At 73.7% G+C, this 22,596-nt stretch carries 21 protein-coding genes; 10 read left to right on the top strand and 11 right to left on the bottom strand.

Translation table 11 applies throughout. The features are described 5' to 3' along the window. Nucleotides 1-528 precede the first annotated feature (528 nt). Nucleotides 529-669: a hypothetical protein gene (locus tag GMA12_RS06865; protein WP_156268409.1), complete on the top strand. Its 141-nt coding sequence runs from the start codon at nt 529-531 to the stop codon at nt 667-669. 245 nt (nt 670-914) lie between these two features. Here the strand turns inward: GMA12_RS06865 and GMA12_RS06860 are convergent, their stop codons facing one another. Beyond that, nucleotides 915-1,211, bottom strand: a complete 297-nt coding sequence (locus GMA12_RS06860; RefSeq protein WP_156268407.1) for a rhodanese-like domain-containing protein — start codon at nt 1,209-1,211, stop codon at nt 915-917. A gap of 100 nt (nt 1,212-1,311) precedes the next feature. Next, the gene (locus GMA12_RS06855) at nt 1,312-1,848 is read right to left on the bottom strand and encodes a rhodanese-like domain-containing protein (protein WP_084271715.1); all 537 of its coding nucleotides are present in this window, start codon (nt 1,846-1,848) and stop codon (nt 1,312-1,314) included. 338 nt (nt 1,849-2,186) lie between these two features. On the opposite strand from GMA12_RS06855, the gene GMA12_RS06850 reads away from it, so the two are divergent. Beyond that, nucleotides 2,187-2,612 carry a DUF302 domain-containing protein gene (locus tag GMA12_RS06850; RefSeq protein ID WP_156268405.1) on the top strand — a complete coding sequence of 142 codons (426 nt, stop codon included), beginning with the start codon at nt 2,187-2,189 and terminating at the stop codon, nt 2,610-2,612. Between the two features lie 100 nt (nt 2,613-2,712). Here GMA12_RS06850 and GMA12_RS06845 read toward each other — a convergent pair whose 3' ends face one another. Then, the gene (locus tag GMA12_RS06845) at nt 2,713-3,270 is read right to left on the bottom strand and encodes a dihydrofolate reductase family protein (RefSeq protein WP_156268403.1); all 558 of its coding nucleotides are present in this window, start codon (nt 3,268-3,270) and stop codon (nt 2,713-2,715) included. 154 nt (nt 3,271-3,424) lie between these two features. Here GMA12_RS06845 and GMA12_RS06840 point away from each other — a divergent pair, with 154 nt between their 5' ends. Then, complete coding sequence (locus tag GMA12_RS06840; protein WP_156268401.1) at nt 3,425-3,895, top strand: hypothetical protein; 471 nt, start codon at nt 3,425-3,427, stop codon at nt 3,893-3,895. A gap of 80 nt (nt 3,896-3,975) precedes the next feature. Beyond that, the gene (locus GMA12_RS06835) at nt 3,976-4,389 is read left to right on the top strand and encodes a hypothetical protein (RefSeq protein WP_162459577.1); all 414 of its coding nucleotides are present in this window, start codon (nt 3,976-3,978) and stop codon (nt 4,387-4,389) included. Here the strand turns inward: GMA12_RS06835 and GMA12_RS06830 are convergent. Beyond that, nucleotides 4,326-5,972 (bottom strand): peptide chain release factor 3, encoded by a 1,647-nt coding sequence (locus tag GMA12_RS06830; protein WP_156268397.1) that lies wholly within the window; start codon nt 5,970-5,972, stop codon nt 4,326-4,328. The two genes, GMA12_RS06835 and GMA12_RS06830, sit on opposite strands and share 64 nt — an antisense overlap. 200 nt (nt 5,973-6,172) lie before the next feature. Further along, nucleotides 6,173-7,753, bottom strand: a complete 1,581-nt coding sequence (gene mptB / locus GMA12_RS06825) for a polyprenol phosphomannose-dependent alpha 1,6 mannosyltransferase MptB (RefSeq protein WP_156268395.1) — start codon at nt 7,751-7,753, stop codon at nt 6,173-6,175. Between the two features lie 288 nt (nt 7,754-8,041). On the opposite strand from mptB, the gene GMA12_RS06820 reads away from it, so the two are divergent. Both GMA12_RS06820 and GMA12_RS06815 read left to right on the top strand, forming a co-directional pair. Beyond that, nucleotides 8,042-9,349 carry a glycosyltransferase 87 family protein gene (locus GMA12_RS06820; protein ID WP_156268393.1) on the top strand — a complete coding sequence of 436 codons (1,308 nt, stop codon included), beginning with the start codon at nt 8,042-8,044 and terminating at the stop codon, nt 9,347-9,349. A gap of 64 nt (nt 9,350-9,413) precedes the next feature. Further along, a complete protein-coding gene (locus tag GMA12_RS06815; protein ID WP_370830584.1) occupies nt 9,414-10,637 on the top strand; it encodes a glycosyltransferase 87 family protein in 1,224 nt (407 codons plus the stop codon). A 180-nt stretch (nt 10,638-10,817) separates the two neighbouring features. Here the strand turns inward: GMA12_RS06815 and GMA12_RS18810 are convergent, their stop codons facing one another. The 3 genes from GMA12_RS18810 to GMA12_RS06800 form a co-directional block, all read right to left on the bottom strand. Then, nucleotides 10,818-11,975 (bottom strand): acyltransferase family protein, encoded by a 1,158-nt coding sequence (locus tag GMA12_RS18810; protein WP_156268388.1) that lies wholly within the window; start codon nt 11,973-11,975, stop codon nt 10,818-10,820. After that, nucleotides 11,900-12,925: an acyltransferase family protein gene (locus GMA12_RS06805; protein WP_156268386.1), complete on the bottom strand. Its 1,026-nt coding sequence runs from the start codon at nt 12,923-12,925 to the stop codon at nt 11,900-11,902. The genes GMA12_RS18810 and GMA12_RS06805 overlap by 76 nt, the downstream gene beginning before the upstream one ends. 472 nt (nt 12,926-13,397) lie before the next feature. Then, on the bottom strand, nt 13,398-14,984 hold the full coding sequence (locus tag GMA12_RS06800) for a ribonuclease J (protein ID WP_240898682.1): 1,587 nt from the start codon (nt 14,982-14,984) through the stop codon (nt 13,398-13,400). Between the two features lie 530 nt (nt 14,985-15,514). On the opposite strand from GMA12_RS06800, the gene GMA12_RS06795 reads away from it, so the two are divergent. Together GMA12_RS06795 and GMA12_RS06790 are read left to right on the top strand one after the other, a co-directional pair. Continuing rightward, on the top strand, nt 15,515-16,366 hold the full coding sequence (locus GMA12_RS06795) for a hypothetical protein (RefSeq protein WP_156268378.1): 852 nt from the start codon (nt 15,515-15,517) through the stop codon (nt 16,364-16,366). A gap of 330 nt (nt 16,367-16,696) precedes the next feature. Next, entirely contained in the window at nt 16,697-18,160 is a 1,464-nt protein-coding gene (locus GMA12_RS06790; RefSeq protein ID WP_370830579.1) for a protein adenylyltransferase SelO, read from the top strand. A 52-nt stretch (nt 18,161-18,212) separates the two neighbouring features. Here GMA12_RS06790 and GMA12_RS06785 read toward each other — a convergent pair whose 3' ends face one another. Both GMA12_RS06785 and GMA12_RS06780 read right to left on the bottom strand, forming a co-directional pair. After that, nucleotides 18,213-19,658 carry a phytoene desaturase family protein gene (locus tag GMA12_RS06785; protein WP_162459576.1) on the bottom strand — a complete coding sequence of 482 codons (1,446 nt, stop codon included), beginning with the start codon at nt 19,656-19,658 and terminating at the stop codon, nt 18,213-18,215. Continuing rightward, on the bottom strand, nt 19,655-20,521 hold the full coding sequence (locus tag GMA12_RS06780) for a UbiA family prenyltransferase (protein ID WP_162459575.1): 867 nt from the start codon (nt 20,519-20,521) through the stop codon (nt 19,655-19,657). The genes GMA12_RS06785 and GMA12_RS06780 overlap by 4 nt, the downstream gene beginning before the upstream one ends. 180 nt (nt 20,522-20,701) lie before the next feature. On the opposite strand from GMA12_RS06780, the gene GMA12_RS06775 reads away from it, so the two are divergent. Together GMA12_RS06775 and GMA12_RS06770 are read left to right on the top strand one after the other, a co-directional pair. Continuing rightward, on the top strand, nt 20,702-21,895 hold the full coding sequence (locus tag GMA12_RS06775; protein WP_156268541.1) for a nucleotide disphospho-sugar-binding domain-containing protein: 1,194 nt from the start codon (nt 20,702-20,704) through the stop codon (nt 21,893-21,895). Nucleotides 21,896-22,198: 303 nt separating this feature from the next. After that, nucleotides 22,199-22,393: a hypothetical protein gene (locus GMA12_RS06770; RefSeq protein ID WP_156268374.1), complete on the top strand. Its 195-nt coding sequence runs from the start codon at nt 22,199-22,201 to the stop codon at nt 22,391-22,393. 31 nt (nt 22,394-22,424) lie between these two features. On the opposite strand, the gene GMA12_RS19525 is transcribed toward GMA12_RS06770, so the two are convergent. Further along, a complete protein-coding gene (locus GMA12_RS19525; protein ID WP_370830570.1) occupies nt 22,425-22,565 on the bottom strand; it encodes an excalibur calcium-binding domain-containing protein in 141 nt (46 codons plus the stop codon). Nucleotides 22,566-22,596 lie beyond the last annotated feature (31 nt).

The raw sequence follows: 22,596 nt of genomic DNA, 5'->3' as shown, positions 1-22,596 counted from the left end.
CGAGCGCCCACGGACCGAAGGGGCCGCCCGCAACACGCGGGCGGCCCCTTCGGTCGTCTCCGGTGCCCGTCCACGACGTCGACCCGGCGGCACGACGGGGTGTCTTCGGTGGCATGGACCGGGCGGCGTCCGCGGGCGGAAGGCGGCTCTGGCGGCATGGACGGGGGTGTTCTCGGCGGCTGGAGGGAAGGGCTCCGGCGGGAAGGACGGGGCGTCGTCGGCGGTTGGAAGGGGGCCCCGGCGGCATGGACGAGGTGTCCTCGGCGGTCGGCCGCAACGGCCCCTGCCGGAAAGGGGTCGTCCTCACTCCCCAGATGCGGCCCGATCCGCCTGCGGCCGTCGAGTGAGCAGTCCGATCAGCGTGACGACGACGACCGCGAGACCCAGCGGTCAACCGGCGGCATAGGGCAGAAGAACGAGCGCTCCCCATCCGGCGGAGCGTCCGCTTCCCGGCCCGGAGCCCCCGGCCGCGCTCGCGATCCACACGGCGGCCACGCCTGTGGTGGCCGGGACCAGTGACCAGGACGCATGCTGCCGGCCCCTGCTCCGACCCAGGTGGGCGCCGAGGGCCACCAGGGCTGCGCCCGGCAGGATGACGAGCGATCCCTCCACGGGATCGAGGGCCCCGACCAGCAGGCCGAGCAGACCGGCGGTGACCAGCTGTCGTGACCACCGGATGCGTGCGGACCTGTGCGCCCTTCCCACTCCGTGTCCCGGCCTGCGATGAGGACGCACACGATGACCCGAAACGGCCGAGGTGCCCACAGGGGTGATGCTCCGGTGCGGTGGGGAGGCGGGGCCTGGACACGGCCGAAGGGGCCGTCCGCGCGGTGCGGACGGCCCCTTCGTGCTGTCGGTGCCCGGTGCCCGGTGCCCGGTGCCCGCGGTCGGTGGCCGACGCCGACTGCTGCGGATCAGCCGATGGGCAGCCCGGCGCGCTGCCAGGCGAGCATGCCGCCGGCCATGGTGTCCGCGGTGTAGCCGGCACCGTCGAGCGCGTCGGCCACCCGGGCGCTGCGGTTGCCGCTGCGGCAGACGACGATCACCGGGCGGGTCCGGTCGAGTTCGGGCAGGCGGGCGGTGAGCTGTCCCATGGGCATGTGGAGGGCCCCGGGGATCATGCCGTCGGCGACCTCGAGGTCCTCGCGGACGTCCAGGACCTGGTCCTGGGCGCGGCGCTGCTCGGTTTGGATGACGGTGATCTCGGACATGGCTGCTCCTGGGAGTGCCCGATGGTGCGGGACGGTGGGGCGCAGCCGAGCGGCGGCGCACGCGGCCCTCGGTCAGCTCCGGTCGGCCCTGGGGTGGAGCTCAGGCGCCGGCAGCGGGGATCTGGTTGATGGCAGAGGTGGCGGTCGGCTCGTCGGCAGTCCTGTTCCACGGCATGGCCGCCAGCGCCTTGCCCATCGCACAGGTGTTGGAGGCGGCCGAGAAGGCCAGGCCGGTGCCGACGATCCCGGCCAGGGTCCGCACCTTGGGCGAGATGAACCGGCCGCCGACCAGCCCGGTGAGCACGAGGGAGCCGGCGGCCATGCGCACCTGGCGCTCCAGGTCCCAACGCTGGGCGCCCCGCACGACATCGCCGCCCGCGGCGGCGAAGCCGGGGGCTCCGCCGGTGAGCACGTAGGCGGTGTCGACCCCGGCGGTGGACAGCCGCTGGCGGGCCTGCTCGGCACGGACCCCCGACTGGCACACCAGCACGACGCGCTCACCGAGGCGCGCGGCCAGTTCGGCGGTGTGCTCGGACAGCAGGGGAAGGGGCACGTTGTAGGAACCGCGGATGTGCAGGGACTCGAACTCGGCGGCGGAGCGGACGTCGATGACGACCAGGTCCTCGTGCTGGGCCATCCACTGGCGCAGGGTCTGGGGGTCGAGGGTGGTCACGATGGTGGGGGCGGAGGTCACGAGGTGCCTTTCGAGGTGCTGACGGGTCAAACGGATGCCTCCAGTATGTCTGATACCCCTGGGGGTATGCAAGGTTCGGAGGTGTCCGCCGGTCGCCTGACGGACCGCGGTCCGGGGACCCTGGGGCCGCCGGACGCCGGGGGAGCGCCGCCCGAGGTCGAGGCAGGAGCGGCCGGAACGGAGGGAGCAGAGCGATCTGCCCCCTGGCTCCGGCGGCGGAAGACTGGGAGCGTGGAGACGGAGAACTCCGCAGTGCCCGATCGTTCCCGAAGGAGCTCAGCATGACCTACAACCACTCCGTCACCGTCCCCCTGCCCTACGAGCAGGCCGTAGAGCGGACGCGCGCCGCTCTGGCGGATCAGGGCTTCGGCGTCCTGACCGAGATCGACGTCAGGGCGACCTTCACCACCAAGCTGGGCCCCGCGGCCGCCGAGGCCGTCGGCGACTACGTCATCCTGGGAGCCTGCAACCCCGGCCTGGCCAGCAGGGCGCTGGCCGCCGAGCCGCAGCTCGGCGCCCTGCTGCCCTGCAACGTCGTGGTCCGCCGCGCGCCCGGGGAGGACCGGACCACCGTCGAGGCCATCGACCCGCAGACCATGGTGCAGCTCAGCGGCAGTCCCCGGGTGCGGGAGGTCGCCGAGGACGCCGATGCGCGGCTCCGTGCGGCCCTGTCCAGCCTCGGTGGGGCCGGGGCCGCCGAGGACTGAGCGGCGCTGCCGGAGCGGGCCGGCCGCCCATCCCGGCGGCCCGTTCCGGCCGCCGGGACGCGGCCGTCGGCGGAATCCGCGGGGCGGCGGGAGGCGTGCGTCAGCGCACGACGTCGTAGACGGCCTTGACGATGCCGTTCGCGTAGGCCTCGTGCTCGACCAGGTCCAGCTTGCGCAGCGTGTCGGTCGTGTCGTCGAAGAGACGCCGTCCCGCACCGAGCAGCACGGGGAAGATCAGCAGGTGGTACCGGTCCACGAGGCCGGCGGCGGCCAGGCCCTTGGCCAGCGTCGCGCTGCCGTGCACCAGGACGGTGCCGTCGACGGTCTCCTTCAGCCGGGCGACCTCGTCGAGGGAGCGCAGCACCGAGGTGTTGTGCCACGCCGGGTTCTCCAGGGTGGAGGACACCACGTACTTCGGCATGGCGTTGTACTCGGCGAACTCCTCCATCGAGGGCCAGACCGGGGCGAACTCCTCGTAGCTGACCCGGCCCATCAGCATCGCGGCCGCCTCCTGCTGCTCCCGGTCCTTGATCTCGTAGGCGGCCTCGTCGAACTCCACCTGCTGGAAGGTCCAGCCCGCGTGCGGATGCGGGCCGCCGCCAGGGGAGTCGACGACGCCGTCGAGCGTGGTGAACTCGGTGATGATCAGCTGGCCCATGGGGATCTCCTGTCGATGACGTGCGGCCGGTCCTGCCGTGCCTCATACTCTGGCGGTACCTCGCACTCTGCGGAAGGGACGCGCCGACAGCGCCGTCACAGATCGACGATCCTGTGGGTGGTGGGCGCGCGGACCCTCCGAGGACAATGGGCCCATGACCCGGACCGCGTCCAGCCGCGCGCTGCTCGCCGTGATCCGCGTCCCGATCGCTGTCGTGGCGGGACCGGTCGGCCTCGCCGCGTCGGTGGCCCTGTACCTCGGTCTGGTGCACGCCGTTCCGTTGGTGAGCTGGGGCACCACCGAGGAGGAGGTCCTCCGCATGGAGGGTGCACATCAGGTGCGTCTCGCATCCGTGGTCGCCGCACTGGCCGGTGTCCTGCTCCTGGCCGCCCGCGCCCGGTGGACAGGGGGCATCGCCGTGGGGGCCGCCGGCCTGCTGGCAGTGTTCTCCCACCAGAACACCGTCGCGTCCTGGGGTCTGCTGCTGATCTACGTGCTGGTCCTGCTGGCGGGTTGTGGCGCCGCGGTGGAGCGCGCCCGAGGGCCGTGGTGGAACGGCCCCCACCAGCCGTCCCGAAGACGCGCCGACGTCCGACACCGTCGGAGCGGGAAGGACTCGTCATGACATCCACGGCACATCGGCACTCCCTTCGCTCGACCGAGAGGCCGGAACCGCGGCGGGCCGGGCGGTGGGGCGTCCGGGCCGTGGGACTGTACTTCGGCGGATCGGCCGTCCTCAACGCGGTGTACACGGTGCGCATCGCCCACCGGCTGATCGGCTGGTTCCGCGACAGCGCCTGGTTGCCGCCCTACCGGCCCCTCCTGGCTGCGCTGGAGCGGGTCGCTCCGGCCGTCGTCCTGGCCACGGCGGCGTTCGAGGCCGTGGTGGGCTATCACCTGGTGCGCAACCGCAGAACCGCCGGAGCGCTGCGCTGGGCCCAGGGGTGGGTGCTGGGTCTGTGCCCCGCCCTGCCCTGGCCCTACTGGGTGCCCAACGCGGCGTCGGCCGTGGTCTTCGAGGTCGTCCGCCGCGGGGCGGCAGCGCCCGGGCGGGCTCAGGCGGGGGTGGTCTCCTCGGCGTCGCCGCCGATCGGCTCCAGGGTGGCCTCGGGGGCGTAGGTGGGAATGCGGCCGAGCTTCCACTTGTCGGTGAGCACCGCCACCGCCTCGCCGTCGGAGCGCCACAGCACCTCGACTCCGGGCACCCGGTTCAGCACGCCGGGATCGGGGGCGACGACCCTCCGGGCCAGGGTGTAGGGGAGGGCCTCCAGGCGCACCTGCGCACCGAACTCCTGGGCCATCCGGTCGGCGACGACCTCGAACTGCATCGGTCCCACCGCCGCGAGCACCGGCGCCTGGTCGCCGCGGGCCTCGGAGCGCAGCACCTGGATGACGCCTTCGTGCTCGAGCTGGGTGATCCCGCGGCGGAACTGCTTGGCCCGCCCGGCGTCCACGGCCCGGGCCACCTGGAAGTGCTCGGGCGAGAAGTGCGGAATGGGCGGGAAGGTCACCGGCGTGCCGACGTAGACGCTGTCCCCGGCCCGCAGCGCCGAGGCGTTGACCAGACCCACCACGTCCCCGGGGAAGGCGGTCTCCACGGTCTCCCGGTCCCGGCCGAAGACCTGGTGGGCGTACTTGGTGGCGAACGGTTTGCCGGTGGCCCCGTGGGTGAGCACCGTCCCGCGCCGGAACACTCCGGAACAGACCCGCAGGAACGCCACGTGGTCGCGGTGGGCGCGGTCCATCCCGGCCTGGAGCTTGAACACGAACCCGGAGAACGGCGCGTCCACCGGCCGCGGGACCCCCGCGGCGTCGGGACGCGCACCGGCCGGGGGAGCGAGGTCGACCAGGACGTCGAGCAGGGCACCCACCCCGAAGTTCAGGGCCGCGGCGGCGAACAGCACGGGGGTGGCTCGAGCGGCCAGGAACGCCCCGGGCTCGAACTCCCCGTTGCTCTCGGCCACCAGATCGGCCGTCTCGCACGCCTCCGCCCACGCCGTCCCCTCGTGCTCGGCGGCCTGCTCGGGGCCGAGCACCTCCGCCTCGGCCAGGGCGGCGCCGGCCGCCACCCGGCGGTACCGGGTGTAGGTGCGGCTGCGGGGATCCAGGGTGCCCCGGAAGTCCCCGGACAGCCCCACCGGCCAGGTCAGCGGCACGGGCACCCGGCCGGTGCGCTGCTGCACCTCGTCCATGAGCTCCAGGGCGTCCTTGCCGGGGCGGTCCCACTTGTTGATCACGGTGATCACCGGCAGGCCCCGCCGTGCGCACACGTCGAAGAGCTTCAGGGTCTGGGTCTCCAGGCCCTTGGCGGCGTCGACGAGCATCACCGCGCAGTCCACCGCGGCCAGCACCCGGTAGGTGTCCTCGGAGAAGTCGGCGTGGCCAGGGGTGTCGAGCAGGTTGACCACGGTGTCGCGGTAGCTGAACTGCAGAGCGGCCGAGCTGATCGAGATGCCCCGGTCCTGCTCCATCTGCATCCAGTCCGAGACCGTGGCCTTCCGGCTGGACTTGCCGTGGGTCGCCCCCGCCTCCTCGATGGCGCGCGCGTGCAGGGCCAGGGCCTCCGTCAGCGTCGACTTGCCCGCGTCCGGGTGCGAGATCACCGCGAACGTGCGCCGCCGCGAGGCCTCCGTTGCGACCGTCTCCGGTGCGGGCCCGTCGAGCAGGCTCGACGGGGTGCGTGCTGTCTGCTGTCCGGCCATGCCCACGACTCTAGCCCGACGTGACGACGGGGCCGTCGCCGCGAGCTCACTGGACCCCAGGGGCCGACGGCGCCGCAGCTGCTCGCAGGCCCCGCCGGTGCCCGCGGCCACCGCTCGACCGGCTGTCGTCGCCGTCCGGGACGGTCCGGGACGGTCCGGGACGGCGGGAGCGCCGGGTGGCCGGTGCCGGCGTGCGGGTCTCAGCGACGGGGGCGCCGGCGGGCGAGCCGGCGCACCGGCCCTCCGCGGACCAGCAGGTGCCGGGTGTGGGGGTCCAGCAGGATCAGGTAGGCGGTGAATGCCAGCGCCGTCACGAAGGCGATCGTCGACGCGTCGACCGGCAGCTCGATGAACGGCCACACGGAGAGCTGGTCCTGGGCGCCGAAGATGACGAAGAAGGTGATCACGATGTACAGCGAGCGGATCTGCCAGTTGTCCTTGATCCCGGTCACGGCGAGGAACGGCAGGAACCAGAGGATGTACCAGGGCTGGATGATCGGCGAGAGCAGCACCACGGCCGCGAAGGCCAGACCCAGCCTGCGGACCACCCGCCGGTCGTCGCCGCGGAACATCAGCAGCAGCACCAGTCCGATGGCGGTGTACTGCAGCGCGCTGCGCAGCGCCGAGGCCAGCCGCCCACCCGGCAGCCCCACCGCGTCCGCGACGTGGTCGACCCGCTGGCTCAGGAACCCGGACGGTGAGTAGCCGGTGAAGCCGGGGGTGGGATCCACCAGCGCCCAGACCCACCCGGTGCCCAGCTGATAGGGGAGACCGCTCAGCAGCAGCACCCCGAGGCTCAGGGCCGCCGTCGCCGCCCAGAGGCCGAACTTCCGCCCCCAGGACGCCTTCGGGCCCGCCCACAGCAGCCCGATGAACGGCAGCAGCAGGATGGTGATGGGCTTGATGGCGATCGATGCGGTCACCAGCAGTACACCGGCGATCGGCCGGCCCGTGGCCGCGGCGTACGTGCCCGCCACGGCCAGCCCGAGCATCAGCGCGTCGTTGTGCGCGCTGGCCACGAAGCTGATGAGGAACAGGGGATTGGCCACGGCGATCCACAGGGCGCGGGCCGGGTCCACCCCGTGCAGCTGCGCCAGCCTGGGCACATAGAGCACGCAGAGGAGGACACCGGCGCAGGCCAGGAGGCGGAAGAGCAGGACCGAGAGGTCCGGCTGGGCGCCGGTGAGCGCCACGATCGCCCGCGCCGCCCACAGGAAGTGCGGCCCGTACGGAGTGCGGGCCTCGGCCCAGGCCGGATCGGCGCCCAGCATGAACCAGTTCTCGAGGGTGGAGATCCCGGTCGTGTAGGGATTCTGGTCGGCCAGCAGGAGCCGCCCCTGGCCGATGTAGGCGTAGACGTCCCGGGAGTAGATCGGCACGGCGAACAGCAGGGGCAGCGACCAGGCGCACACCGCCAGCAGGACGGTGCGGTGGGCGCCGGCAGGCCAGTCCTGCAGTCTCTGCCCCAGGCGGAGCCAGGAGCGCACCAGCAGCATCGCGCCGACGGTCAGCAGGACGGTGGAGCAGTACACGCCCCATCCCTCGACGCGCAGCGCGATGACCACAGGATGGCGGACCATGGGAGAACCGCTCGCGATCCACCCGGTGCCGATCGATCCGACGAACATCAGCACGGAGCCGACGAAGCCCTGCAGGACGGCCACGTGCGCTCGCGGTGGCCGCGGGGTGACCGGCTCCGGCCGGGGCTGTGCTGCCGCGGGCTCCTCGGCCTGCTCGTGACGGTTCCCCGGTGCCCCCCGATGCGAACCACCTGCCGTCATGACGTGTGCTGATCCCCTATGTGTGTCATTGCTGGGCGGACAGGTGCGCCGGATCCTCTCCGGGAGCCCGATCCTAGCAGTCACGGGCGTCTCGACCCCGGGACGGCGGAGGGTTTCGCCCTGGTTCCCGCCCCGGAGTCGACCGCCGGGGCCGGGACGGGCGGGGCGCGTGTGTCCACCCGCCCCCGCCCGGGCACGTAGCATGGGGGAGCCGCGCAACGGTCCCGGGGACGGCTTCGCCGGGACGGCCCGCTGCCCTGTCTCTCAGCCCCTGACGAGGATCGCCCCATGTCCACGGACAAGACCTTCACCCTGCTCACCCGGTTCCGAGACCGCTTGCTGCCCCAGCGGTGGCAGGTCTGGGCGAACTCTCCGCGCGGACTGCTCACCGGATTCGTCGCGGTGCACCTGGTGTTCCTGGTGTTCGCCCTGGTGACGTCCCTGCTCGGCGGCGCCTTCAGCGACACCTACATCTACCGTGCCTGGGCCGAGGCCGGCTTCGACGAGCAGAATCTCGGGCCCGAGCCCAGCCCCTGGGTCTATCCGGTGCTGGCCCTGCTGCCGATCGCGGTGGCCGGAGCGGCCGGCCCGGGGCCGTTCTTCTTCCTGTGGGTGCTGATGATCACCGTGCTCAACGGCTGGGCCGTGGGGAAGCTGACGGACTGGGGACGCGACCGCCACGCCGTCCCGGCCGCGTGGTGGTGGCTGGGCTTCGTCTTCCTGATGGGCTGGCTGGGCTTCGCCCGTGTCGACGGGCTCACGGCTCCGCTGGTGCTCGTCGCCCTCGTCTACGGCGCGGCGCACCCGGTCGTCGCCTCGGTGCTGCTCAGCGTCGCCACCTGGATGAAGGTCTGGCCGGCCGCCGTGGTGCTCGCCCTGGTCACCGTGGTGCGCCGACGGGTGCAGGTCGTCGTCGCGGGCCTGCTGGTCAGCGCGGCCGCGGCCGGGGTCGCCGCCGCCATGGGGGAGCTGCCGAGCCTCCTCGACTTCCTCACCCAGCAGGGGGACCGGGGCATGCAGCTGGAGGCCACGTTCACCACCCCGTGGCTGTGGCTGTCCGTGCTGGGCGTGGGGGAGTCCCGGATGTACATGAACACCGAGATCAACTCCATGCAGGTGGACGGTCCCGGGACGGAGACCATGGCCGTGCTGATGCAGCCCCTGCTGCTGCTGGCCGCCGCCGTGGTGACCGTCCTGATCGCCCGGGGGCTGCGCCGCGGGGACCAGTCCGGCGCCGTGGACCGCACCGAGCTGCTTCTGGCCGGCTCGCTGACCATGGTCACCGCCTTCATCGTGTTCAACAAGGTCGGTTCCCCGCAGTTCATGGTGTGGCTCGCCCCGGCCGTGGCGGTGGGGCTGACCCACCACCGGACGGTGTGGCGGGTGCCGGCGGCGATGCTGATCGTCATCGCCGTGGCCACGTTCTTCGTCTACCCGCTGTTCTACTACGAGCTCAGCCACAACGACCCGCTGATGGCGCTGGTGCTGACCCTCCGCAATGCCATGCTCGTGGTGCTGCTGTGGTGGTCGGGGCGCCGCCTGTACCGGCTCGGCTCGCCGCGGCCGACCACCGTGCTCACCGGCAAGGAGTCCTGAGATTTCCGCCGCCCTCCGCGACCGGCTGACCGGACTGCGCGACACCCTCCTGCCCGCCCGCGCCGTGGCCTGGTTCGCCCGCCCGTCCAGCGTGTGGTGGGGCTTCGCCGTCGTCCACCTCTACTTCCTGGGCTGGATGATGTCCTTCGTCGTCCACGGCGACGCCTTCAGCGACACCGAGCAGTACCGCCGGTGGGCCATGGCCGGGTACGACCCGACCGGTGGCGCGGACGACATCAGCCCGTGGGTGTACCCCGTGCTGGCGCAGATCCCGATCCACCTGGCCGGGATCGCCGGGCCCGGTCCCTACCTGCTGGTGTGGACGCTGATCATCACGGTGCTCAACGCCGTGGCACTGGCCTGTCTCACCCGTGGCCCGTGGCGCGCGCGCAGCGTCCTCCCGGCATGGTGGTGGCTGGTCTTCACCGTCTTCCTGGGCTATCTCGGCTTCGCCCGGGTGGAGGGCGTCGCGGCCCCGATCGTGCTCATCGGGCTGCTCTGCGCGACCGGGCGTCCGGTGCTCGGCTCGGTGCTGCTGAGCATCGCCACCTGGATCAAGGTCTGGCCGGCGGCCGTCCTGCTCGCCCTGGTCATCGCCTGCCGGCAACGGCTCCAGGTCGTGGCCGCCGGGGTGGTGGTCACCGCGGTGGTGGTGCTGGGCACGTACCTCTCCGGCGGCATCGCGCGCATCGCGGACTTCCTGGTCAACCAGGGCGAGCGCGGCATGCAGCTGGAGGCCACGTTCTCCACCCCGTGGGTCTGGTTGAGCGTCCTCGACGTGGCCGGTGCGCGGATGGCCGACAACGTGGCCATCAACTCCACCGAGGTCTACGGGCCCGGCACCGAGATCACCGCGTTCCTCATGCAGCCCCTGCTCGTGCTGGCCGTCCTCGCGGGGTCCGCCCTGCTGGCCCGTGCGCTCCGCAGCGGGGCCGAGCGGGAGGAGCTCCTCTACGAGGGGGCGCTGATGATGACCACCGTGTTCATCGTCTTCAACAAGGTCGGTTCCCCGCAGTTCATGATCTGGCTCGCCCCGGTCGTCGTGGTCGGCCTGGTGCACGACCGCCGGCGGTGGAGGGCCCCGGCGGCGCTGCTGATGGGGATCGCGGTGGCCACGTTCGTGATCTACCCGCTCTTCTACACCCCGCTCATCCACGCGCACCCGGTGATGGCGGCCGTCCTCACCGTGCGCAACGCGCTGCTCGTCCTCCTGCTGTGGTGGTCCGTGCAGCGCACGGTGGAGCTGGGGAGCGCCACCCGTGCCGCGGCCCGGACCGTCGACGCCTGAGCCCGCCGACCGGTTCCGGGCGCTGTCCGGCCGGATGCGGACGGCCCCGGCGGGCCGGGGGCGGCCGGCGGGGCCGCGTGCCGGCGGGACCGCTCCCGAGGGACGGCTCAGGGCGTCGTCCTGCGGGCTGTGGCGGCGCGAGCGGCCACGCCGGTGGCCACTCAGGCGGCCATCACGGGTCTACCGCCGGTCCGGCCAGTCCAGGGCCTCGAGCACCCGGTGCTCCACGTCCGGGGCGAGGGTCTCGCCGTACGCCGAGGTGACGTGGTCGAGGTCCATGTAGACCTGGATGTTGCCCACCACCCCGGGGCAGACGGTGTCGGTGCACAGCCGGTCCGTGAGGTCGATCGAGTGCAGGTCCTCGTGCCGGGCCGCCAGCTCCTCCAGCGGGTTCTCCGGGAGGAGGGACTCCGAGCGCGGGGGATTGCAGCGCTCACGGTCGGGGCCGTACGTCTCCACGCAGGCGAACATGCTGAACGGGAAGCGCGGGTTGTCGCGGAAGGCCAGCACGGGGATGCCGGCGTCCAGGAAGGGGGCGACGCCGGCCTCGTAGCCGTCGACGAGCTTCTCGTGCGGGGCCTCCGGAAGGCTCCGGGTGCCGATGGTCAGGACCGCGTCCGGCTCGGCCTCCAGGGCGGCCTGGCGGGCGGCGGCGTTGAACTCGCTGCACTCGGCGTCCGCCGGCTCGGTGTCGCCCGTGTAGCGGCAGGCCATGCGCAGGTAGGAGATCACCTTCCAGCCCTGGGCGTCGGCGGCCCGGTGGATGGGGGTGAGCAGCTGCTGGGCGTGGGAGTCACCGATCACCACGACGGTGCGCTCGGGCGCGGAGCCGTCGTCGGGTTCGATCACCCGGCAGTGGCCCAGTCCGTCGATGCCCTCCGGGGTGTCCTCGGGCGAACAGGGTCCGCCGGTGTCTCCCCACTCGTCCTCGCGCTCGGCGCCGGTGGGGATGATCGGCACGTCCGGGACGTCGGTGACGTCCCCGCGCAGCACCGCGGCCCCGGGGTAGTTCTCCGGGGTGCGCTCGACACCGGCGGAGGGATCGCGCTGGACCGTGTACTGGTGCGCGCCGGTGAGGGGCACGGCCACGACGAGGGCGGTGGCGGTCAGGCGCAGGCCGTGGCCGGCGCGCACCCCGGGCAGGGCGCGCCAGCCGGCCAGCAGCGGCGCGGTGGCCCGGGTGAGGAGCACGGAGGCGGCGAGAATGCCCAGACCGTCGAGGACGGGAACGTCGTCCCGGGCGGAGATCAGGAGGTAGGTGATCAGCAGCGGCCAGTGCCACAGGTAGATCCCGTAGGCCCGGTCCCCGAACCACAGCAGCGGGCGTGCTGCGAGCACGCGCCCCGCGGCGTGCCGGGGGCCGGTGCGCCGCCGAGCAGGATCGCCGCGGCGCCCAGGGTGGGGGCCAGCGCCGCGGTGCCGGGGAAGCGGGCACCGGTGTCGAGGAGGAACGGGGTGGCGACGACGGCGGCCAGCCCGGCCCAGCCCAGCGCCACGCCCACCGGTCCGGCCACGGCGTCCGGGACGCTCCTCCGCGACGCGTCCTGCGGGCGGGACGAGCGGGTGAGCGCCAGGGCGGCGAGGGAGCCGAGGGCGAACTCCCACAGCCGGGTGACGGTGCTGAAGTAGGCCCAGGCCGGCGCGTCGGCCGTCTGCGCCAGGGACCACGCGAACGAGCCGGCGAACACCAGGGCGAACACGGTGCGGGCCACCGTGCGGAAGCGCAGCCCCGCCCACCGGGCGGCGAGCGCGCAGCCGGCCAGCAGCAGCGGCCAGAGCAGGAAGACCTGGCCCTGGACCGACAGCGACCACGTGTGCTGCAGCGGGGTGGTGGCGGCGCTGTCGGCGGCGTAGTAGTCCACGGACTGGCCGGCCAGCACCCAGTTCTGCGCGTAGGACAACGAGCCCCACACGTGGGAGAGCAGCTCCTCCCACCGGCTGGGCGGGAAGAGGGCCAGCACCGCGGCGAGCACGGCCAGCAGCATGACCGCCATCGGTCCGACCAGCCGGGCGAAGGTGCGCACCCAGTACTCGCGCACCGCCAGGGGCCTCCCGCGCTCGACCCGCCGCACGAACGTGCCCGTGAGCAGGAACGCGGACAGGACGAAGAAGACGTCCACCCCGCCGGAGACCCGGTCCGTCCACAGGTGGAAGGCCACGACCAGCAGCACGGCCACCCCGCGCAGGCCCTGGATGTCGGGGCGGTGGCCCGGTGGATGCGCACTCCCTGGAGCGGGCGCACTCCCCGGAGCGGGCGCGGCCGCGGTGGTCGTGGTCGGGTACGTCATGGGAGGTGGTGCCTGTCGGGGTCGAGGGCAGGGTCAGCGTCCGGTGCCGGGCCCGCGGGGGGCGAGGACGCCGGCACCGCCGTCTCCGGGGGCCGTGGCCTGCCCGGGGGCAGGGCGCCCACGGGGCGGGGCGTCACCCGGCGTCCGGTGCGGTCGGACCCGGCGTGCTCCCCGGCCCTGCGTTCGCCGGGCACGGGAGGGCCACGGTCGAAGAGGCCCGCTCGCGGGGCCGCCACGGTCGAGGAGGCCCGCACGCAGGGCCGCCGGGACGGGCGAGCACGTGCTGCAGCGCGTCCGCGTCGTCGACCGTCTGCGATGGCCGCGGCGGAGGTCGCGGGGAGCGGAGGACGGGTCCGACCTGTTCGAACTCGGGGCGGAGTGCCCTCCGACGTGCTCCTCCACGGTACCCGCTCCGCCACCGGGGCACGACCCGGCGGCGCACAGCCCGCCGGGGAGGCCCGAGGGGCGGGGATCAGGCGTCGATGACCACCGCGGTGACCAGCGGCGCCCGCCGGTAGGCCCGCTCCAGGTGGCGGGCCACGGTGTCGCCGATGAGCGACTCGAGCTCGTCGAGGTCCTCCAGCTTCTGCGTGGCCGGGCGGGCCAGGGCGTGCTCGACCTTCTCAGCGGCCTTGTCGAAGATGTGCTCGTCGTGGACGAAGCCCTTCGCGATGAACTCCAGCGGCTCGGCCAGCGCGTTGGTGTCGGCGTCGACGATGGCCACGACGGTGACCACCCCGCCCTCCTGCAGCAGACGCCGCTCGACGAGGGTCTCCTCGGTGACCTTGCCCACCGTGTGGCCGTCGACGTAGACCAGGCCGGCCTCCACCTGCCCGGAGATCCGGGCCCGGCCCTCGACCAGGTCGATGGTGCTGCCGTCCTTGGCGATGAGCACGTTGTCCGGGTCGACGCCGGTGCGGATCGCCAGCTCGGCGTTGGCGTGCAGGTGCTTGGACTCCCCGTGCACGGGCATCACGTGGGTGGGCTTGACGATGTTGTAGCAGTAGACCAGCTCGCCGGCGGAGGCGTGACCGGAGACGTGCACCTTGGCGTTGCCCTTGTGCACGACCTTCACACCGAGGTCGGTGAGCTTGTTGATGATCCCGTAGATCGCGTTCTCGTTGCCCGGGATCAGCGAGCTGGCCATGAGCACCGTGTCCCCGGGGTTGAGCTGGATCTGGTGGGTCTCGTTGGCCATCCGCGAGAGCGCGGCCAGGGGCTCGCCCTGGGACCCGGTGCACACCAGGGTGACCTTCGCGTCCGGCATGGAGCGCAGCTTCTTGAAGTCGACCACCAGCCCGCGCGGGATCTTCAGGTAGCCGAGGTCGGTGGCGATGCCCATGTTCTTGACCATGGACCGGCCGACGAAGGCGACCTTGCGCCCGTGGGCGTGGGCGGCGTCGAGGACCTGCTGGATCCGGTGCACGTGGCTGGCGAAGCTGGAGACGATGATCCGCTTCGGCGCGGTGGCGAAGACATGGTCGATCGCCGGGGTCAGCTCCTGCTCCGAGGTGGTGAACCCGGGGACCTCGGCGTTGGTGGAGTCGGTGAGGAACATGTCCACGCCCTCGTCGCCCAGCCGGGCGAAGTGGCGCAGGTCGGTGATCCGGTCGTCCAGCGGGAACTGGTCCATCCGGAAGTCCCCGGTGTGCAGCACCAGCCCGGCGTCCGTGCGGATGGCCACGGCCAGGCTGTCCGGGATCGAGTGGTTGACCGCGACGAACTCGCACTCGAAGGGGCCCGCCCGGTGGCGGTCGCCGGCCTCCACGTGCACCGTCTTCGGGGTGATCCGGTGCTCGGTGAGCTTGGAGGTGATGAACGCCAGGGTCAGCTCGGAGCCGATCAGCGGGATGTCCGGGCGCTCCTTAAGCAGGTACGGCACGCCGCCGATGTGGTCCTCGTGCCCGTGCGTGAGGACGATCCCGACGACGTCGGCCAGCCGGTCCCGGATGGAGGTGAAGTCGGGCAGGATGACGTCGATGCCCGGCTGGTGCTCCTCGGGGAACAGCACCCCGCAGTCGACGACGAGGAGCTTGCCGGCGTGCTCGAAGACGGTCATGTTGCGCCCGATCTCGCCCAGGCCCCCCAGCGGGGTCACCCGCAGGCCCCCGGCGGGCAGCGGCGGCGGGGACTTGGGCTTGCGGGAGGAGCGGGAGGAACGGGAGGAATTGGTCAATGGATCACGCTTTCATGGTGGGTTCGGGCACGGTGGCGCGGCCGGCTCGCGCGGAGCGCGGCTCGCATGCGGGGTGGAACTGCCCCGCGAAGTCTGGGTCAACTCTAACGTGGTGGGAAAGTGCGCCGGTGCGGGCGGTGACCGGGCCCCGTCGGAAGGACCGGCCGACATCCCGTCGCACGAGGTCTCCGGGCTCCCGGTGCTCGCTGTGTCCGCGCTTGTCAGGGGCCGTTTCGGCCCGATAGGCTCCCGGTTGTACATGCAAAGACATTCGTGGTTCCCGGGGCGGTGCCGGCGGACGTCCTCTGGAGCCATGGCCGACTGATTCCTCCCGGGAGCAGCACGCGTGCAGCGTGCCGGCCGGAACTGCCCGCGGCGCCTTCCTGGGACCACCACGGGAACAGGAACAGCCAGTGCGCACGCTCACCCCGAACAGCACCTCGACCACGAGCCGGCAGGCCCGCCGCCGGTGGCGGTGGTTCCCGCGCGTAGCCGTCAGCGGTGCACTGGCCGGCGGGCTGCTGCTCGCAGCGGCTCCGGCGCAGGCCGTGACCACCAGCTCCACCGGCTGGCACCCCGTCAGCGGCGCCGACCGGGTCTTCCGCGCGGACAACGGCATCTCGCTGACCTACCACTACTACGCCGAGGGCGTCGACTGGGACCGTCCGGCCGGGGCGGTGTTCTTCTTCGACGGGGACGGCACCGCCCGTGCCGAGCAGCCGTCCGGGAGCTTCGCCACCCGCATGGCCCAGGTCGCCGCGGACACCAACCGGGCGTTCGTGTTCGTGGAAGCCCCGCACGGCACCCGCAGCTGGCGGGCCGGGAGCACCGGTGCCGTCGCCGAGGCGGTGCGCCAGTTCGCCACCACCAACATCACCCCCACCACCGACGCCGGGGTGCTGCTGACCGGCTACTCCGGGGGTGCGGAGTTCCTCTCCCGGTACCTGCTGCGCGGCGGGACGGACTGGCTGCCGGCCGGGTCCGGGGCCGCGTTCGTCGGCGGCGGCGGCACGTACGGCCGGCCGATGGCCGAGGCCACCCCGGCCACCGAGGACCTGGCCTTGACCTGGGTCGTGGGGGACCGGGACGGCGCCTACGCGACCGACTCCGGGTCCTGGTCGGCCCGGGCGGCCGCCGCGCAGGCCGAGGCCGCGTACCGGGACGCCGGCTACGAGCGGGCCCGGCGCATCACCACCGCCGGAGCGCACACCGACTACGACATCCCCGCCGTCGTGGCGGACCGGCTGACCGCGCTCGACCGGTGACCGTCCCGCCCGCGGGCCGGCGGGACGTGGCTCTCCGTCGCGGAGGCGCTCTCCGCCGCGAGGTTCATGGTCGCGTCACTGTCACAATTCGCCGTGCGCGGCGAAGGTGCAACTAAGGGTACTGAGCAGTATGGTGGTGTGCGGCTCGGAGCGCGGGCCTGGAAAGCGCCGGAGGCCGGGGTGGCCTCGGGGGTGGCGTGCGCCAGGACGACCTGCTCGAGCCGGAGGTGGCGTCGGGGCCGGGGGCCCCGAGGCCACTGCCCGGGTGGCCGTCCCGCGCGAGCCGGACCGCAGGCCCCGCTGTCCGCCGCTCCCTGTATCGTTGAGCAGGTGACTATCACACCGCTGTCGACCGTCACCTTCGAGGGGCGCTTCGCCCGTGAGCTCGGCGAGCTGGCCGTGCCCTGGCGCGCCGAGGAGGTCCCCGACCCCCGGCTGCTCGTGCTCAACGAACCCCTCGCCGTCGAGCTCGGCTTCGACCCGGCCGCGCTGGAGAGCCCGGCCGGCGTGCGGCTGCTGGTCGGCAACGCCGTTCCCGGCGGTGCCACCCCGGTGGCACAGGCCTACTCCGGGCACCAGTTCGGCTCCTTCAACCCGCGCCTGGGCGACGGCCGCGCCCTGCTGCTGGGCGAGATCGCCGGCGCCGGGGGGCGCCTGCGGGACCTGCATCTGAAGGGCTCCGGCCGCACGCCGTTCGCGCGCGGCGGTGACGGGCTCGCCGCGGTGGGCCCGATGCTGCGCGAGTACGTCGTCAGCGAGGCGATGCACGCCCTGGGCATTCCCACAACACGTTCCCTCGCCGTCGTGACGACAGGACGCCGGGTGCGCCGCGAGCGCCTGCTGCCGGGGGCCGTGCTGGCCCGGGTGGCCGCCAGCCACCTGCGGGTCGGCAGCTTCCAGTACGCCCGGGCCACCGGCGATCTCGGGCTCCTGCGCCGCCTCGCCGACCACGCCATCGCCCGGCACCACCCCGACGCCGCATCGGCCGAGCAGCCGCATCTGGCCCTGTTCGAGTCCGTCGTCGCCGCCCAGGCGTCCCTGGTCGCGCAGTGGATGCTGGTGGGGTTCGTCCACGGGGTCATGAACACCGACAACATGACCATCTCGGGCGAGACCATCGACTACGGGCCGTGCGCGTTCATGGACGCCTTCGACCCGGCCACGGTCTACAGCTCGATCGACGAGCGCGGGCGCTACGCCTACCGCAACCAGCCGGTCGCGGCGGAGTGGAACCTCGCGCGGCTCGCCGAGGCCATGCTGCCCCTCTTCGACGAGGACCAGGACCGTGCGGTGGGCCTGGCGGAGAAGTCGCTCGGCGCGTTCGCCGGGCAGTACAGCGCGGCCTGGACCGCCGGTCTGCGCGCCAAGCTCGGTCTGCCACAGGACATCGGGCACGACGTGGTCTCCGCGCTGGCCGAGGACCTGTTCGCCCTGCTCCAGGCCAACCACGTGGACCACACGTCCTTCTTCCGCAACCTCGGTGCGGCCGCCCGCGGCGACGCCCGGCCCGCCCGGGACCTGGTGCTAGACCTGCAGGCCTTCGACCGCTGGGCCGAGCGCTGGCGGGCCCTGGGCCCGGACCCCGAGAGCATGGACCGGACCAACCCGGTCTACATCCCGCGCAACCACCTCGTCGAGGAGGCGCTCGCGGCGGCCGCGGACGGCGACCTCGAGCCGCTGGGACGGCTCCTGGAAGCGGTGACCGCCCCGTACGACGAGCGCCCGGGACTGGAGCGCTACGCCGCCCCCGCGGCGGAGGACTTCGGGCCGTACACCACGTTCTGCGGGACCTGAGGCCCGGCCGCCGGTTCCCGGCCCGGGCGCCCCTCGCCGCTGGGCGCTCCGCTCAGGCCACCGGGCCCAGGTGCTGCAGCAGCTTCTCCGTCGAGATCATCGCCCCGCCCAGGACGGCGGGCAACCCGCCGCCCGGATGCACGGAGGCCCCCACCCGCCACAGCCACGGCCGCAGCAGACTCCGGTGGGACGGGGTGTGCAGGGGCCCGCTCAGCCACGTCGGACGCACCGCGCCGTAGAGCGCCCCCTGGGCCGAGCCGTGGACCGCGAAGGATGCGGGGTCGAGGATCTCCGTGCGGCGGAAGTGTCCCCGCAGCGGGGCCCGCAGCCCCAGGACCTGGGTTGCGCGGTCGAGCTCGCGGGCCACGAAGGGGTCGTCGAGGGTGTAGGACCTCCCGTTGGCCGGGGCGGTCAGCAGCAGGGCCAGCGTGGGGGAGCTGTTCGGGTAGATGCCGTGGGCCGGGTAGTAGTTCGCGAAGGCCATGGTCTGGGCGGGCTCCTCCCCGGCCTCCAGGCTGGCGTAGAGCTCCGCCGGACGGTCCGGCAGGATGACTCCGTGCCGGGGCGTGCCCTCGGGCAGCGCGGTGTCGAGGACCGCGTAGATCGCGATCGCCGAGCAGCTGAGCCGGCGCGGCCGCCGGGGGGCGCGCCCGGCGAGGAGACCGCCCAGCCGGTGGGCGTCGACCCCGCTGACCACGGCATCTGCCCGGTAGGTGCCGCGGTCGGTCTCGACCCGCCGTCGGGCGACGGCGGTGACCGGTTCCCCGGTGCGGATCTCCACACCGGCCCGCCGGGCGAGCCGGTCCAGGGCCTCGACCAGCTCGTACACCCCGCCGCGCGGGATCCACACCCCGTCCCGGGCCATCACCGCGGGCATGCTCGCGTAGAGGGCCGGGGTGCGCGAGGGGCTGACGCCGGCGTTGAGGGTGTGGATGGCGATCACCTCGCGCAGGCCCTCCGGCATCCAGTCGAGGCCGTCGAGGTAGCTGCGGGTGGTCAGGCGCGGCCCGTAGAGCCGTCCGAGCGCGGCCAGCGCGGGGTAGGAGCCGCGGTCCAGGGGAGCGGTGGTGAGCAGCCGGGTGACGTCCGGGCCGAGTCCGCCGTGCTCGGCCTCGAAGCGGGACCAGGCCGCGTGCCAGGGGTGGCCCGGCGGCACGGGCAGCTCGCTGCGGGTGCCGCGGTAGTAGTACGTCCCGACGTCGGGCAGCCGCTCCAGCTCCAGGCGGGCCACCGCCGCGGCGCCGGGCTCGCCGGCGCGGTCGCCGGTGCCCGCGCCGCGCAGCGTGTCCAGGCGCTCGAGGAGCTCCTGCCACACCCCCGGGAACGTGACCAGGGAGGGGCCGGTGTCCATCCGCTGCCCGGCCTGTTCGATGCGCCGGCTCTTGCCGCCGACGTGGTCGGCGGCCTCCAGCACGGTGACCCGGTGCCCGGCGTGGCCCAGCAGGGCGGCGGCGGTCAGCCCGCCGATGCCGCCGCCGACCACGACGACGCGGCTCACGGGTAGCGTCCCAGGATCAGCGCGCCCGCCAGCTGGATCCCGGCCACGGTGCCGGCGACGTAGGGGAACGCGATGGAGTGCCGGTAGAGCCGGTGGCCGGTGGCCGGGGCAGGGGCCCGCAGGAGGCAGACCACGAGCCACCCGGCGATGAGCGCGTTGACCACTGCCACCGGAACGCTGACGAGCGCGAAGGCCAGCACGGACACGGCCCACCACGCGCCGCTCCACCAGCCGGTGCCGCGCGCGCCGAGCCGGACCGCCGTCGTGGTGATGCCCACCGCGCGGTCCTCCTCGATGTCCTGGACGGCGTCGAACGCGTGCTTGGCCACGCTCCAGGCCATCAGGCCCAGCGCCGCCGGCCACACGGGGGTGTCCCCGAGCGCGTAGGCCAGGACGACCAGGGGGAAGGCATAGGCGGCGTTGCTCAGGGAGTCCAGGAAGGGCCGCGCCTTGAAGCGCAGCGGCGGGGCCGAGTAGAACACGAACACCAGCACGTACAGCGCGATCCAGCCCAGCGCCGCCGGGGGGAGGGCGAGGGCGAACCAGAGGACGAACGGCAGGTTGGTGGCCAGCACCGACACCCAGATCGTGCGCACCTCGGAGGACCTGATCCGCGCGCCCTCCAGCGACCCCTTGCGCGGGTTCAGGGCGTCGGTGTCCTGGTCGAAGATGTCGTTGACGCCGTAGATCAGCAGGTTGAACGGCAGGGTCAGCCACAGCAGCAGCGGCACCGCCTCCCACCGCAGCAGCGAGCCGGTCAGCCACATGCCCAGCACGCCCGGGCCGAGGGTGTTGATCCAGAGCACCGGCCGCGAGATGTGGACCATCCGCCGGAGGGCGGGGGCGAGGCCTGCTGCTGGCACGGTGGTGGTCCTCCTCGGACGACGGGCACCCGGGCCTCCCGGGTGCCCTCCACTCTACGTGGCCGCGGAAACCGCGGGGTCTCCGGGAGCGGACGGTGCGCCCGGCCGGGAGAGGGCCCGGGCGGCGCCCGCGGCGGTTCGTGCTCCGCCGTGCGGCCGGGCAGACTGTGGGGCGTGCGCATGATGCTCCTGACCTCCGGAACCCGCGGCGACGTCGAGCCGTTCGCCGCCCTGGCCCGCTACGCCGCCGCCCGGGGACACGAGGTCCGGCTGGGCGTGCCGGAGCGCTCCGGCGCCGACCTGTCCGGGCTCGACACCGTGCGCCTCGGGGTGGACTTCCACCGCCTGCTGCGCACCGACGGGCTCTCCCCGCGCACGGCGCTGCGCCACTACCGCTCCGAGGTCCGGCCCGGCATGCGGCGGATGCTCTCGGCCGCGGTGCGGGAGACGCTGGCCTTCGGCCCCGACCTGGTCGTGCACCACCCGCTGATCCTCACCGCCCCGGCGGTGGCCGACGCCCTGGGCGTCCCGCGGGTGCTGGCCGAGTTCGTCCCCGTGGCCACGCCCACCCGCGAGTTCTCCGCCCCGGGCGGGCCCACGGTCAGCGCGGACCTCGGGCGGTTCAACCGTGCCACCTACGCGGTGCCCCGCGGCGTCGCGCGGCTGTTCCGCGCCGACGTGGAGCATGCCTGCGCGGCGCTGCCCGGCGGTCGGGCCCCCTCTCCGCGCTCGTCCTCCCGGGCCACGCTGATCGGGGTCAGCCCGCACCTGTTGCCGCGGCCCGCCGACTGGCCGGCTGCGGTCCACCTGACCGGAGCGTGGCACGACGAGGCGCAGGAGCCCGCCACGGAGCCCGTGGTGGACGAGTTCGTGCGCGGCGGACCGTACCTGGTGGCGACGTTCGGGTCCATGAGGGCGGGCGACGCGCAGGCCCGGGCCCGGGCGGTCGTGGCCGGGGCGCGCGCCCACGGCCTGCGGACCCTGCTGCTCAGCGGATGGGGCGGCCTGGTCCTGCCGGAGGACCACCGCGGCGAGGACGTGCTGGTCGTGCCCTCCGCGCCGCTGGGCGCGGTGCTCCGGGGCGCCGCTGCGGCGGTCCACCACGGCGGGGCCGGGACGGTGCACACCGTCGCCCGCGCGGGCGTGCCCTCCGTGGTCGTGCCCTTCCTCGCCGACCAGCCGTTCTGGGCGGGGCAGCTCCACCGCCTGGGGATCGCGTCGGCCCCGGTGCCCCACCGGAGGCTGACGGCGGGGACGCTGGTCCCGGCGCTGGGCGAGGCCCTGGCCCGGGGCGAGCAGGCCGAGCGGCTGGGACGCGCCCTGCGGCAGGAGCGGGGGCTGCGGACCGCGCTGGACGTGCTCACCGGCCTCTGAGCCGGGCCGGGCCGCCCCGGCTGTCCAGCCGGGCCGGCTCACCCCGCTCGCCCGGCACGTCCCGCCCGTTCAGCCGGTCATGCTCGTCCTTCCCGTCCGGCACGACCTGCCCGTCTGGCAGGTCCTCCTCGTGCTGCCCGTCCGGCGCGTCCTGCCCGTTGGGTCCCTCCCAGCGCCTGTCCGGTTCTGCTCCTCCTGCCGGCCCGTCACCCGGCCCGTCTGCCCCCGGAAGAGGGGTCAGACGGGCCGGGCCGGGCCGTGCCACGATGCCGGAGGCACGACGCCGAGCGGAGGGGGACCGCCATGCCGAACCAGATGACGCTGCTGTTCATGAACCTGCTGCTGACGATCGTCCTCGTCGTGGGGTTCTCCCTGCACCTGGGCGGATGGCGGTGGTGGTTCCCGTGCCTGTGGCTCGTGGGCATGGCCCTCGGCTCCGTCTGGAGCGCGCTGCCCCGTCCGCGCGCGGTGCGGTCCCGGTGGGCCGGCACCGGGTGACCCGCTGCGGCCCCGGCGACGGCGTCGCGGCTCAGTCCTCGCACGCGATGCCGTCGGCGTCGCGGTCCATGGCGTCCCGGCAGCCGGGCTCGCCGCGGTGCAGTGGGGCGGCCCCGGCCTCGCGGGCGGCCGCGCAGTCCCGGTAGCGGACGTCCGTGGGAACCGTGGGCACGGGAGCCTCGGGAGGCGACGGCGGAGCCGGG

The organism is Kocuria sediminis, assembly GCF_009735315.1.
Lineage (GTDB): Bacteria > Actinomycetota > Actinomycetes > Actinomycetales > Micrococcaceae > Kocuria > Kocuria turfanensis.
Note: the sequence above shows the minus strand (reverse complement) of the source record. Positions and strands in the feature narration are given on the sequence as shown.